Source organism: Rhodoluna lacicola, assembly GCF_000699505.1.
Lineage (GTDB): Bacteria > Actinomycetota > Actinomycetes > Actinomycetales > Microbacteriaceae > Rhodoluna > Rhodoluna lacicola.
On record NZ_CP007490.1, the window covers coordinates 876,966 to 890,487 of the forward strand.

A 13,522-nucleotide genomic window follows, 5' to 3' on the forward strand; every position below is an offset into this window, starting at 1 on the left:
TTTGGTTAGCCGTAAATCCACTCAAGGTAGAACAGGCCAATGCCACCAACAGTGCATAGGCCAGCGATGATCCAGAATCTGACTACTACGGTTACTTGAGCCCAGCCCTTTAATTCAAAGTGGTGGTGCAGCGGTGACATTAGGAACACCCGCTTACCCGTTCCGGTTTTCCACTTAGTCAACTTAAAGAAAACTCTCTGAATAACAACAGATCCAGTGACAATCACAAAAATTCCACCGATGAGAATTAGGAGTATCTCGGTACGAGAAAGAATTGCAAGTGCCGCCAGCGCCCCACCCAGAGCCAACGAACCGGTGTCGCCCATGAAAATCTGAGCGGGAGAGGTATTCCACCAAAGGAAACCAATTAGAGCGCCAACAATTGCGGCAGAGACCACGGCTAGATCTAATGGATCACGAACGTTGTAGCAACTAGTTATATTCTCAATTACCGTGCCACAGGCCTGATTAAATTGCCAAAAGCCGATGATTGTATAAGCGCCGATTGCCATGATGCTTGAACCGGTGGCTAGGCCATCCAAGCCATCGGCAATATTCACGCCATTTGAAGCACTCGCAACCAGAATGTAAATCCAAATTATGAAAAGCACCACGCCTATTGCGGTGCCAAACATCATTAGGTCAATTCCGGTGTCACGCACCAGAGAAATTTTTGTTGAAGCCGGAGTCAAGTTAGCTTCGTTTGGAAACTGCAGGGCCAGCACAGCAAAGACCGTAGCCACGACTCCCTGCAAAGCGATTTTTGCCCAACCGGTAAGACCCAAGCTGCGCTGCTTGTGTGTCTTGATGAAATCATCAATGAAGCCAACCAGGCCTAGTCCCACCAACATGAGCAACACCAGCAGGGCCGAGATTGTTGGAGTTTCAAAATTCGCCAGTTTTCCAACGAAGTAGCCAAGCACCGCGGCAACAATAATGACCACGCCACCCATGGTTGGAGTGCCGTGTTTGGTGTGGTGCGCTTTTGGTCCATCTTCACGAATGAATTGACCCCATCGAAGTTTTCTGAACAACCAAATAAAACCGGGAGTCACGAGAAGTGTGAATGCCATGGAAACCCCACCGGCAAGCAAAATTGCTCTCAAGAGCCAACCTCCATCAAAGTGTCCCCCAGGTGTCTGAGGTTCGCAGATTTGGAAGACTTCACCAGGACCAAATCGCCAGCCATAAGCATTCCACGAACAAAGGCCAAAGCGTCGTCAATTGACTCAAAGAATTTTGATTCCCCGCCCCACGAGCCCTCTTGCTCTGCGCCCATGTGAATTAGCTTGGCAGCTTGACCAACCACAACAAGCTGATTGATGTCCAGGCGCACAACAACCCTGCCCAGAGCATCGTGCTGCTCGCGTGACATTGACCCCAATTCGGCCATTTCGCCAAGAATTGCGATGGTGCGGCGACCTGATCGGCCCAACTGAGCCAAGGTCTGCAGAGCGGCCTTCATAGAGTCTGGGCTGGCGTTGTAGGCATCATTGATAATTGTCACGCCATCAGCACGATTGTGAACTTGCATTCGCCAGCGTTCAGCCAGCGGCATATTTTCAATTGCTGAAATAGATTTTTCTCGGTCAAGGCCCAGGATGTCGCTGACGGTAAGCGCAGCCAAGGCATTCATCACATGATGTTCGCCCAAGATTTGCAACTTTACGTGGCTAACTTTTTGATCGGGCCATTTTAGATCGAATTCAGTTCCCTCGATGGATAGCTTTTGGTTCGTTGCCTGATAACCCGCATCTCCCGATGTGCCAAACCAAACCTTTTGTGCATCGGTAAGCGATGCCATATCAGAAACATATCCATCATCGGCGTTCAGAACCGCCACAGCGTTCACATCGAGCGCCTTTACCAACTCACTCTTGATTTTTGCTGTTGTCTCGATTCCACCAAACTCGCCAACATGCGCCAAGCCAACTTTTAACACAACACCGATGTCAGGTTTTGCAATCTGGGCTAAGTAATCGATGCTTCCCTCGCCGCCAGCACCCATCTCTACGACAAGAAACCTAGTTTGAAGGTTGGTCTGAAGAATTGAATATGGGGCGCCTACCTCATTGTTGAATGATTCGTTTGGCGCCACTGTTGGTCCAAATTTCGAGAGTATCTCGCGCAGCATATTTTTTGTCGTGGTCTTACCGTTAGAGCCAGTTATGCCGATGACTTTTATGTCGCTGGATTCTTTGACCTGATCCAACACAAACTTTGCCAACATGCCGAGTGCGAGAACAGAGTTGGCGACCTTGATCTGTGGAATTGAAATTCCATCAACGATTCGTTCAACAAGGGCCGCAACCGCTCCGGAGCGCTCAGCATTAGTTAGAAAAAGATGACCGTCTGTTACTTCGCCTGGCTTAGCAACAAAAAGATCGCCTGGTTTCAAGAGTCGTGAATCAGTTTCAACAGATCCTGAAATGAGCACGGTTGCGTCACCAAAAAGTTCACCGGCTACCGCTTGAGTAACTTGCTTTGTGCTTAGTTCAATCATGACCAACCGTTTTCTGCCAAGGCTGCGCGAGCTTCATGACGAGCAGAGTATGGCGTGCGAACACCTCTTATGTCTCGATAATCCTGATGGCCCGGGCCTGCCCACAAAATTGCGTCGCCTGGCTTCGCCATTGAAACCGCTTTTCGGATTGCAGCCTCCGGTGGAGACACTTCGTGGATTTCCAAGTTTGGTTTGGCAGCTCTCGCGCAATCCACCAATGTTTTTCTAATAGCGGCCGGATCTTCAAAGCGAGGGTGATGATCGGTGATGATTAGAACGTCACAACCCTCGGCTGCCACTTGTGCCATGGCTGGGCGTTTAGAGGCATCGCGGTCGCCATCTGCACCAAAGACCATAAACAACTTGCCCTCGGTGACTTTTCTTACCGCTGACAAAGTGTTCAAAAAAGCATCGGGACTATGGCCAAAATCAACATAGACGTCTGGGCCGGTAGCACCAGTGACCCGCTCGGTTCGGCCTGGTAAGTAAGCTTCGATCCCGCCTTCGATTGCCTTGGCGATACGCTCTGGAGCAAAACCAGCTTCTACCAACATAACAATCGCTAGCCCAGCATTTGCAGCCATATGAGCACCCAGCAGAGGAACCCTAGAGCGAATGTAAACGCCATCAGGTCCCGCTAATACAAATGATGTGTATGCAGGTGTTTCGGCGGTAACCGCAACATGCCAATCAGCATCTACGCCAAGCTCGCTTGTGATTGTGACCACCGGAATTTCACTCTGCCTCACAAAATCTTTTCCGTACTTTGTGTCTAGGCATACGACTCCGCGCTTGGCGCGACGCTTGGTGAACAGAGGGAGTTTGGCCTCAAGATATTCCTGCATATCTTTGTAATCATCCAGGTGGTCGTGACTGAGGTTGGTAAAACCAACCACATCAAAATGTAAGCCGTCCACCCGGAGTTGACTTAGTGCTTGAGCGGAAACCTCGATAGCAACCGCAGTGACTCCTTTTTCTCGCATGCGAGCGATGAGAGCCTGCATTTCTGGGGACTCCGGAGTTGTTAGTCGACTGACGATTACTTCCCCTGCGATGTGTCGCTCCGCGGTGGAAGTTAGGCCCGTTGTCTCACCAAGTTGCCGCAAGATTGCTTCAAGCAAATAACTGGTGGAAGTTTTACCGTTGGTGCCCGTGGTGCCAAAAATCTTGGGCATGTTTCCGGCGACATTTCCGTAGACATAGGCAGCCAGCTCTCCAAGTCGAGCCCTAGGGTTCTCAAGTTTCAGAATTGGTATTTCTAAACTACCCAGCAGCTCTATGCCAGCGGAATCGGTTACAACAGCAACTGCCCCTTGGCTAAGCGCCTGAGCAATGAAATTAGCGCCGTGTGTTTTTTTACCCGGCATCGCAACAAAAAGATCCCCCGGCCTGAGGTCTCCGGTGTTCATGCTGATTCCCGTCAGTTCAACAGACTCAGCATCTCCAGTCACCGGAAGGTCAAAGTGTTCGGCAAATTGAGCAAGGTTGACGGGCAAGACCGCATCGGGTCTCAGGATAGGAGGAATTTGCTCTTTCATAGGTTTACCAAGTCAACGGTAAGTCAGAAGTCTCAGTTGTCGAAGGTGGAACACGATAGGTACGCAAAACTTGTTGCATTATTTTTTTGAAAGGAACGGCCACTCCCAGAGAGGATCCGACCGTGCGAGATTTGAATGCAGTTACAGCTACCACATATTGGGGATTTTCAATCGGGGCTACCCCAAAATAAGAAATTGCGTATGGGCCAGCGTATTTTCCGGTATTTTCATCCCGAATCTGGGCGGTGCCAGTTTTTGCTCCAACCCGGTACCCGGGAATGGCCCCGTACTTTCCAATTGCTCCTGACTCCACAACTCGTTCGAGCATGGATAGAGTTTGCGCTGCGGTGCCCTTGGAAATTACTTGGGTGCCTGGCTTAATCTCAGCCTTTTTGAAGTTTTTGACGTCGGCTTCACAACCGTCTACCAAAATTGGATTTAATCTGACCCCACCATTGCCAATGGCCTGATACATCATGGCGGATTGAATCGGAGTAACGGAGACACCCTGACCAAACATCGATACGTATCGCTTGACACCATCATTTGACCAAACCTCGCGTGAGTTCAGCAAACCAGAACCCTCGCCGGGGAAATTAATTGATGTGCGCTTACCAAGACCAAACTTTTCAAAATAGCTATAGCGAGTTTTCCAGTCCACTACCTTGCCGACGTTCATGATGCCGGTGTTGGATGACTCAGCCAGGACTCCGGTCATAGTGAGCTGCTCAAGCGGGTGAAAATGGCTGTCGGTGACTGTGTAGCCATTTGAATTAGGAATCTTCATACCATAGGGAGCCATGACCTTCATGTTTGGCGATCCCATTCCAGTGTCAATCACCGTAGCTGCAGTGATTGTTTTCAAAGTTGAACCTGGCTCAAATGCGGCCTGAAAGATTCGGGCCCTTCGGTCATCAGCCGATAACTTACCAGGATCATTCGGGTCAACGGATGGTGCCTCTGCCGCGGCCAAAATCCTTCCCGTCTTAACCTCTATCACGGTTGCCGTTCCCCAATCTGCGCGGAGATAAGAGACCGTTGAAGCCATGACCTGTTGGGCAAAGTATTGAAGGTCTGCATCGATTGTCAAGCGAACGTTTTTTCCGGGAACTGCTTTTTTGGTTGTGACTACGCTGGATGGAATTTTGATACCGTCTTTACCCTTTTCGAAGGACTCTTCGCCATCGATACCGGCAAGGCACTTGTTGTACTGCTGCTCAATGCCTTCCATCAGCCCGGATCTGGTAATAAAGCCAAGAATGTTTCCGGCTACCGCACCATTTGGATAGACGCGCTCAGCCACCGGGTCGTAATACAACCAAGGAATGTTTAAAGCAAGAATCTTGCGATACTCAGAGGCGTTAGCGCGCTTTTTAATTTGAGAGTACTCACCGGTACCGATTATTTTTGCGGTGACATCTTCAACTGTCATGCCAAGAATTGCTGCAATTTCAGCGGCTACCTGCTCAACCGGAATTGCTACGGTTTGCCCACTAACTTTTCTTGAAACTGGCCCAACTTTGCTAGGGGCGGCATTGATGTCATATCGAAGAATTGTTTTAGCCAAGACATTTCCGTGCACGTCCAGAATTTCTCCGCGCAACGCAGGAATTACCCGAGTTACCGCGCGCTTTTCATAGGACTTGGCGTTAATCGAATCTGCTTGGATGATCTGAAGATCAATCAGTCGAATTGCAAAAACAACTACCAAAATTAGGATGGCCGCAATTACTTTATTGAGGCGCTTAGATGGATCCCCAGGCGTCAGATATGCCATCTGCCGACCTGCCTATCTAGTGAGTTGGTGAAGCTGGAATTGCGCCACCATTAGAAATTACTTGAACTGCAGCTGGTTTTTGGTTAGCGACATTTGCCGCTGGTTTATCGGGGGCTGCGTCAGCTGAGGCCACGGAGGCACTTAGCCCGGTAGATACAGCTGTCATTGCGGAGTTAGCGATTAGATTCTTCGCTACACGACCATCGGTGTTTAGTGCAGCAGTTGGCTTACCGTAAACCTTTTGTTCAGCAATGCTGAGGAAAACTGGATTTGCGTTTGCGATCATGCCAAGTTTTTGGGCCGAGTTTGAGAGGTTTTGCTGAGACGAAAGCGAATCAACTTCATCGGCGATAATTTGCGAAGTGGTGTTCAGTTCACGGGCCTGTTGCTGCAGACTTGCCAGCTCGTATACCGAACTAGAGGTAAGGATGTGAAGCACCAAGTTGGCGAAGGCAATTGAGAGAGCTCCAAATGTCAGCAAACTCACTAGCTTGGTGTTGACCTTGGTAGCTCTGGAGTTTGCCACGGAGACAGCTCGCAATTGCGCTCTTGCGGGAGTGACTTGGCGATTTGGTGTGGCCAGGCGAATGGCACTCATGCTGCTCTCCGGATCTTTACAGCTGCACGCAGACGAACCGAGGCAGCACGTGGGTTTCTTGCAATTTCTTCAGCGGTCGCGGCTTCGGCGCCCTTGACCAGCAGGCGAAGCACGGGTGCGTGCTCCGGAAGTTCAATGGGCAACTCAATTGGTGCCGATGAATTGGCCGCCGCCACCAAAGCCTGCTTGGTGATGCGATCTTCAAGCGAGTGGTAGGACATCACAACGATTCGGCCACCGACAGCTAGAGCGCGAATCGCAGCAGGCATGGTGCGCTCGAGCACCTCCAGCTCGCCATTCACTTCAATGCGCAACGCTTGGAATACTCGTTTTGCCGGATGTCCCGAGCTCTTGCCGGGAATGAATGGGATGATCTTGGCAATAAGTCCAGCCAGCTGCGTGCTCGTGCTGAATGGCACTGACTTTCGAACCGCTACGATTTCCCTGGCTACACCCTTGGCATAGCGCTCTTCGCCATATTCCTTAAAAATTCGAGCCAACTCTGACTCGCTGTAACTGTTAACAACCTCCGCCGCGGTTTTTCCAGTGGTTGAGTCCATACGCATGTCGAGCGGAGCCTCATACGAGTAGGCAAACCCGCGGTCGCGTTCATCCAGCTGCATCGAAGAGACACCTAGATCAAGCAGAATGCCGTGAACTTCAGCGATATTCAGCTCTTCTAGTACGTCTTCAATCTCTTCGTAAACCGCGTGCACTAGATTGACACGATCTCCGAAGCGAGCAAGTCGCTCCCCTGCAAGTGCAAGTGCACTTGGGTCACGGTCAATGCCCACGAGGGTGAGGTTTGGGAAACGATCCAAGAACGCCTCGCTGTGACCGCCAAGACCAAGCGTGCAATCAACAAAGATTGGCGTTTCAATTTCGAAAGCTGGAGCAAGAAGTTCGATGGCGCGTTCTAAAAGAACTGGATCGTGAAGTTCAGAGATGTTTTTGTTCATTTGAAGCCCAATTACTTCTGAGTTCCTAGTGCTAGGGCCCCATCCATTTACTACCTGGCTTGGTTTCAGGTGAAATAGCTGGAGTCCTAGCCTTAGGGCTAGAAGAGTCCCGGAATCACCTCCGCCGCTACATTCGCAAAGGCTGTTTCTTGCTGAGCCAAGTACTCGTTCCAAGACTTGGCGTTCCAAATTTCTGCACGAGCACCAACACCGATAACCACTAGGTCTTTATCAAGACCTGCGTATTGGCGAAGTGCAGCCGGGATGGTGACTCGGCCTTGCTTGTCAGGGAGTTCGTCGGAAGCGCCAGATAGAAAAACGCGAAGGTAGTTGCGGGCCTCGATGCTGGTCACTGGAGCCTGACGAATTTTGTCGTGCACTGCAGCGAACTCAGCCGAACTGAATACGTAAAGACAGTTTTCCTGTCCACGGGTAATTACTAAACCGCCCTGGAGTTCTTCGCGGAACTTTGCCGGAAGGATGACGCGCCCCTTGTCATCAAGCTTTGGTGCGTGAGTGCCAAGCAACATGTGCGTTCCCCCCTTTCTCGACATCGATCTTGCGCTATTCCCCACAATACACCACTTCTCTCCACAAATGAGAAATATTTGGCATATTTTTTGGTTCGGCGTGTATTAATTGTCAATAAATAAGCGGGATATAGCAAGTGGAGGAAAATTTCGTGATTTGGGCAAAAACGAAAAAACCCACCAAAATTTGGTGGGTTTTTGGGGTGCGGCTATAGCTGGCTGGTGCTACTGGCCTTGTCGCCTATCCCAACGATCTTCAAAAAACGACTTTCGATCCGGCCGAGAAGACTGCGGCTTGGGCTGGGATTTGGCTGGGCTCTCTAGGCCCGGGTTTGAGGAAGTCGCCAAAATCAATCCAGCCAACATGACCAAAAATCCAGCCACCCCAAAGAGGGCAAACTGCAAGATAACAGCCACGACCAAAAGCGATAGCCCTATTACAGCCAGCGAACCGCCAGCGATGATGCGCCTAGGAGATTTAGCCCCTGGCTTGCCAAGCTTGTGGGCTAACCCTGAATCTGTGGCGTACAGGCCGCGTTCAAGTTCATCGAGTAACTGCTGTTCTCTCTCGGAGAGTCCCATTTGTAACTCCTTTGCCGATTTGCGTTGCTATCTAGAGTCTAAACACCTGCGTCAAGTTAGGCTATTCCCGTGAGTGAAACTAAAGTGCTTCTTGGCCTGATTCAAGACCATTTGGATGAGTTTTGCGTCGCCCGGAAAAGCGATTTTGAGCAAATATCCCCAGACCTAATCCCGGTCGTTGACTACACCCGGGATCTATTGCAGGGCGGAAAGCGTTTTCGAGCCCTTTTTTGCTATTGGTCTTGGGTGGGTGCCCTTGCCGGAGCCGATGTTCGCCAAACCGAGTCCCAGCGCGAAGCCTCTGCCGAGGCCATGGTTGGCATAACGGCCGCCCTGGAGATGTTCCACGCCGCCGCTTTAGTTCACGATGACTTGCTTGACCAATCAGACACCCGGCGCGGGGCTCCATCCGTGCACAAACGTTTTGAGGCCTTGCACTCGGCCTCTGGCTGGGCTGGCAGCCCCGAGCGATTTGGAGTTGCCGGATCGGTTCTAGTTGGCGATCTGATGCTGGGATGGAGCAGCGAAATTTTTGGGAACGCGCTTTTGCAGGCCCCCGAACCATCGATTGAAACCGCTTGCCGCACGGAATTCAGCAAGATGCGAGTTGAAGTCATGGCGGGTCAGTATCTAGACGTGCTCGAAGAAAACGCTGCAAACACCCGTCCTGTCGACGAAGCTGTGGGCCGGGCTAATCGGGTAATCCTTTATAAAACAGCAAAGTACAGCATTGAAGCGCCAATGTTGATTGGTGCCGCATTTGCCGGTGCTTCGCCTAGCCTCTTGCGTGGTCTTTCAGCCTTTGGAATTCCCCTTGGCATGGCTTTCCAGTTGCGAGATGACATTCTTGGGGTATTCGGTGATCCCGCAATTACCGGGAAACCAGCCGGCGATGACCTTCGCGAGGGCAAGCGAACCGTTTTGGTGGCGCTTACCCGTGAATCGCTGACTTCATCGGTTGGTGCAATTTTTGACGAGATGCTGTCGAGTCGAAACCTAACCGGCGAACAGATTTCTTTTCTGCAGCAGACAATCATTGGTTCCGGAGCGCTAGCAAAGTCTGAACGCATGATCGAAGAGCTGGCAGACGAGAGCTTGAACGCTCTTGAGTCGCTAGAGATTGACGATCGCGCCAAAATCGAATTGCGCGAATTGGCTCTAAAAGTAATTAATCGCCAAGCGTAAAACTCGAACTAAAAACCCTAAAGGGCCAGCAACATTGCAAGGCGTCGGACAGCAGACTTATGACCCTTAAGCAAAAATTCCATTGGGGTTCCAGGCAGGCTTTCGTCGAATGTGTAAAGCCATTTGAAAGCAGACTCGTAACTCAAGCCTGAATCCAAAAGCACAATCATCGTTCCTGGCAGGCTGGGCAGCGGCTCTTTGTCGACAATTATTTCGGCGGGAATCATCAAAACACCATCTCGCTTTATGGCGATTAGATGATGCTCTTCAATCCAACGGCGAATTCTGCCAGCGGGCTCGCCAAGAAGTTCAGCGGCTTCTGGCACAGAAATCCAAGACTTAACTTGGTCTAATACATCGGTCACAAGACAAGATTGCCACACCTGAGCGCTTCACGGGTATCAAACCCGCACCGTGCGATGATATTGGCTGGCTACTCCAGTAGAAATGTAGATATTTTGGACGAAAAACGTGACAAGAGTGCGCTGGGAATTGCGCTCGTCACCGTGCCAATATCAATCGTTGGCGCAATATCAGGAGCAGATGTTGCAGCGGCGGAGCCGACCGGATTGGCCGATGATCAATTAAAGTCAGTGGGCTCAGATTCGCCCAAGCCGGTTGAAAATTCAGCCTCACCTGCAAGCTCAGCCGCAGCGATCCCCCGAGCTGCCGCAACTCAATTTAGTTACACGGTAAAACCCGGCGATACTGTCAGCAGAATTGCAAGAAAGTTTCAACTTTCCACCAATCAGCTACTTGAGATTAATGGCCTGTCGGCCAAGTCGCTAATTGTGCCCGGTCAGAAACTTAAATTAGTTCCAAATGCAGTGGTGCCGTCTAGCCAGCTCAAAGCCGATGCCGCCACAGTTCACGTGGTGAAACGTGGCGAAACCATTCAATCAATAGCCAAGCAGCATGGGATTTCGGTAACAACAGTTTTGTCTATGAACAAACTTTCAGCGGCAGCCATAATTTTTCCCGGGCAGCGCTTGACCATTGGTTCGGTAATTCCTAAAACTAAAAAACCACCGGTGCCAGAATCTCACTCTGTGCAGCCGGGTGAAACCCTTGCCTCAATTGCTAACCATTACGGGCTTGCGCTGAGTAAATTGCTTGCGGTAAATGGTTTCACTGAATCGTCATTGGTTTACGGCGGTCAGGTTATCAAGTTAAGGGAAACCCAGGCCAGCAGCACTGAGGTCAAACCCAAAACTAATTCAAAGCCGTTGGCAACCCCTTTGAGTGGCGGACTTAGTTCAACTGATCCGCATCGTCCCTCTGATGTGTGCTCTGTTCATGGATTTCACACGGTAAAGCCGGGTGAATCGGTGAGCAAAATTGCTGCGGTTTATGGATTGAGCACCCAATCAATCTTGAGCGAAAATAATCTAACCTGGTCATCAATGATTTACATCGGGCAAAAATTAGTTATCCCCGGCGTTCATCAGATCAAGCACTGCCCCGACCTAACGCCGATGACCGCCGAGATGAAATCCAATGCCGAGATTATTTATCAGGTTGGAAAATCACTTGGAGTCAGTGACTACGGCATTGTCATTGCTCTTGCGACCGCAATGCAGGAATCAAGTCTGAAAAACCTAAGCTATGGCGACCGGGACTCGGTTGGCCTATTCCAGCAGAGACCAAGTGCACACTGGGGTTCAGTGAAACAAATCATGAATCCGGAGTACGCGGCAAGAGCGTTTTTTGGTGGAAAAACCAGCCCAACTTATGGCGTTGCCCGGGGCCTTCTTGATGTAAAAAACTGGTCAAGTAAATCGCTAACCGAGGCAGCTCAGGCCGTGCAAATTTCGGCATACCCAAATGCATACGCCAAATGGGAAGCCTCTGCCTGGGTGTGGCTGGATCAATTAATTTCCGACAACACAGAATCAGAACCCAATGCCTGATCTAGCGGGCCGAATAATCGGTGAAAGATACCGAGTAGAGCAGATTGTTGCTCGAGGTGGGATGGCAACCGTCTATCTAGCAGTGGATTTGAGACTGGAACGCAAAGTTGCGTTGAAAATCATTCATCCGCACCTTGCGAACGACATCTCATTCAGAGACAAATTCATCAGAGAAGCGCGCATTGCCGCGAAACTTTCACACCCCAATTTGGTAAATGTTTTCGATCAAGGCGAAGATGGCGACATGGCGTTCATGGCCATGGAATTTGTCTCAGGCATAACACTGCGGGATGCCCTCAAAGATTTTGGCGCTTTAGATTGGAAACGCGCGCTGGATCTTTTTGAACCGATGCTCAGTGGCCTAGCTGCAGCGCATCGCGCTGGCATTTTGCACCGCGATCTAAAACCTGAGAATGTTTTGCTTGCTGATGATGGCCGAATCAAACTTGGCGACTTTGGATTAGCCAGAGACATTGATAACAACACCGCTACCGGTTCGCTGGTAGGCACCGTTGCCTACCTGTCACCAGAACTTGTGATGCGCGGAACCGCCGATGCCAGAAGCGATGTGTATGCGGCCGGCATTATGCTCTTTGAAATGCTTGCCGGGCGACAGCCTTTTGAGGGTGAGCAAGCGGTTCAGATTGCCTACCAGCACGCAAACGACAACGTTCCGGCTCCGTCAAAATACAACCCAAACGTGCCACCGCTGCTGGATGAATTGGTACTGTGGGCCACCGCTCGCGATGCTGCACATCGACCTAACGACGCCGTTGAATTACTGGCAGTTGTTCAACGCGCGAAAGCTGAACTTAAAGCAGGTCGCAAAGACACGGCCATTGGTATTCCCACGGTCAATTCTTCAAACCTCAACAGCACAACCGTCATGCCAACTGTCGCCAATGACGCCACGCAAATTCTGAACCCAGATATTTCAAGACTTGATGCAGATGACACCCGGGTAATTTCAGATCTAGGAAATTTCAATCAAACTGCAGTTCTGGATGACCTTGGCTACACCGATCAACAGCTGAATCCCCTAGAAGAAATCGGGAGAAAGCGTCGTGGATTTGGGATTTTGATTACCACTCTGCTCATCGTTCTACTTGGCGCAGGTTCTGGTTGGTGGTTCAGCAGCGGCCCGGGTGGGTTGAACTTTATTCCTAATCTCACCAGCCGAACAGCCGATGAAGCGCAGGTGACCCTTTCAAATCTCAAAGCGAACATAGCTATAGCCGAAGAAAATTCAGCCACCGTAGCAAAGGGGCTAGTGATTAGAACAGATCCTGCGGCTGGTTCTTTCTTCTTTGGCGGAACAATCACCGTCTATGTTTCGAGTGGCCCCCGTTTGGTCAACGCACCAAACCTGCTTGGCCTAAACCTGGCTGAAGCAACTGCTGAAATTGTCAAGGCAGGATTCAGTCTCGGCGAAGTTACCTCAGCATTTAATGAAGCTCCCCTAGGAAAAGTTTTTGATTACCTTGGGGCGGATGGAAATCAAATTCCAGAGACCAGCAAAATAAATCTTTCGGTTTCACTCGGTGCGATACCAGTTGTTGCTGGATTAGAACAAGAAGCAGCAGTAGCAGCAATCCAGGCAGTGGGCCTGAAGATCAACGAAATCACCGAGGACTACAGCGACACAATCGCCGCCGGTCAGGTGATTAGTCTGATCCCGCAGTCCGAACCGCTAGGTAAAAACGGAACGGTCAATCTTGTAGTTTCAAAAGGCCCTAACATCGTGACGGTGCCTAACATGATTGGGCAAACGGTTCTTGCAGCCAAAGCGGCACTAGAAAGTCTTGGCTTGAGAGTTGTGGTAAATACTGATCAACTAACAACTAGATGGGGCGTAGTTCCAGTCAAACGACAGAGTGCGGCGGCTGGAACGCAAATGCGGGTTGGCGATTCAATAACCATCTCAACAAGGTAATTGCCCT

Annotated in this window: 12 protein-coding genes; 3 read left to right on the forward strand and 9 right to left on the reverse strand. The window is 50.4% G+C overall.

The features are described from left to right. Nucleotides 1–5 precede the first annotated feature (5 nt). The 8 genes from mraY to RHOLA_RS04325 form a co-directional block, all read right to left on the reverse strand. On the reverse strand, nucleotides 6–1,106 hold the full coding sequence (gene mraY / locus RHOLA_RS04290) for a phospho-N-acetylmuramoyl-pentapeptide-transferase (RefSeq protein WP_038502585.1): 1,101 nt from the start codon (nucleotides 1,104–1,106) through the stop codon (nucleotides 6–8). Next, nucleotides 1,103–2,503, reverse strand: a complete 1,401-nt coding sequence (locus tag RHOLA_RS04295) for a UDP-N-acetylmuramoyl-tripeptide--D-alanyl-D-alanine ligase (RefSeq protein ID WP_038502587.1) — start codon at nucleotides 2,501–2,503, stop codon at nucleotides 1,103–1,105. The genes mraY and RHOLA_RS04295 overlap by 4 nt, the downstream gene beginning before the upstream one ends. Then, a complete protein-coding gene (locus tag RHOLA_RS04300) occupies nucleotides 2,500–4,041 on the reverse strand; it encodes a Mur ligase family protein (RefSeq protein ID WP_038502589.1) in 1,542 nt (513 codons plus the stop codon). Before RHOLA_RS04300 ends, RHOLA_RS04295 begins: the two co-directional genes overlap by 4 nt. Nucleotides 4,042–4,045: 4 nt before the next feature. Then, nucleotides 4,046–5,818 carry a peptidoglycan D,D-transpeptidase FtsI family protein gene (locus RHOLA_RS04305; protein WP_038502591.1) on the reverse strand — a complete coding sequence of 591 codons (1,773 nt, stop codon included), beginning with the start codon at nucleotides 5,816–5,818 and terminating at the stop codon, nucleotides 4,046–4,048. A gap of 16 nt (nucleotides 5,819–5,834) precedes the next feature. After that, the gene (locus tag RHOLA_RS04310) at nucleotides 5,835–6,416 is read right to left on the reverse strand and encodes a hypothetical protein (protein ID WP_038502593.1); all 582 of its coding nucleotides are present in this window, start codon (nucleotides 6,414–6,416) and stop codon (nucleotides 5,835–5,837) included. Next, nucleotides 6,413–7,375 (reverse strand): 16S rRNA (cytosine(1402)-N(4))-methyltransferase RsmH, encoded by a 963-nt coding sequence (gene rsmH, locus RHOLA_RS04315; protein ID WP_038502596.1) that lies wholly within the window; start codon nucleotides 7,373–7,375, stop codon nucleotides 6,413–6,415. The genes RHOLA_RS04310 and rsmH overlap by 4 nt, the downstream gene beginning before the upstream one ends. A gap of 98 nt (nucleotides 7,376–7,473) precedes the next feature. After that, nucleotides 7,474–7,905 (reverse strand): division/cell wall cluster transcriptional repressor MraZ, encoded by a 432-nt coding sequence (mraZ, locus tag RHOLA_RS04320; protein ID WP_038502599.1) that lies wholly within the window; start codon nucleotides 7,903–7,905, stop codon nucleotides 7,474–7,476. A 225-nt stretch (nucleotides 7,906–8,130) separates the two neighbouring features. Continuing rightward, the gene (locus tag RHOLA_RS04325; RefSeq protein ID WP_038502602.1) at nucleotides 8,131–8,487 is read right to left on the reverse strand and encodes a DUF3040 domain-containing protein; all 357 of its coding nucleotides are present in this window, start codon (nucleotides 8,485–8,487) and stop codon (nucleotides 8,131–8,133) included. A 69-nt stretch (nucleotides 8,488–8,556) separates the two neighbouring features. On the opposite strand from RHOLA_RS04325, the gene RHOLA_RS04330 reads away from it, so the two are divergent. Further along, nucleotides 8,557–9,672 (forward strand): polyprenyl synthetase family protein, encoded by a 1,116-nt coding sequence (locus RHOLA_RS04330; RefSeq protein ID WP_038502605.1) that lies wholly within the window; start codon nucleotides 8,557–8,559, stop codon nucleotides 9,670–9,672. Between the two features lie 17 nt (nucleotides 9,673–9,689). On the opposite strand, the gene RHOLA_RS04335 is transcribed toward RHOLA_RS04330, so the two are convergent. Then, nucleotides 9,690–10,037, reverse strand: a complete 348-nt coding sequence (locus RHOLA_RS04335; RefSeq protein ID WP_038502607.1) for an Rv2175c family DNA-binding protein — start codon at nucleotides 10,035–10,037, stop codon at nucleotides 9,690–9,692. Nucleotides 10,038–10,046: 9 nt separating this feature from the next. Between RHOLA_RS04335 and RHOLA_RS04340 the strand changes: the two genes are divergently transcribed. Together RHOLA_RS04340 and pknB are read left to right on the forward strand one after the other, a co-directional pair. Further along, nucleotides 10,047–11,582, forward strand: coding sequence for a muramidase family protein (locus RHOLA_RS04340; protein WP_144239023.1), 1,536 nt, complete (start codon nucleotides 10,047–10,049; stop codon nucleotides 11,580–11,582). Beyond that, nucleotides 11,575–13,515 carry a Stk1 family PASTA domain-containing Ser/Thr kinase gene (gene pknB / locus RHOLA_RS04345; protein WP_038502609.1) on the forward strand — a complete coding sequence of 647 codons (1,941 nt, stop codon included), beginning with the start codon at nucleotides 11,575–11,577 and terminating at the stop codon, nucleotides 13,513–13,515. The genes RHOLA_RS04340 and pknB overlap by 8 nt, the downstream gene beginning before the upstream one ends. The last annotated feature ends 7 nt before the right edge of the window (nucleotides 13,516–13,522 follow it).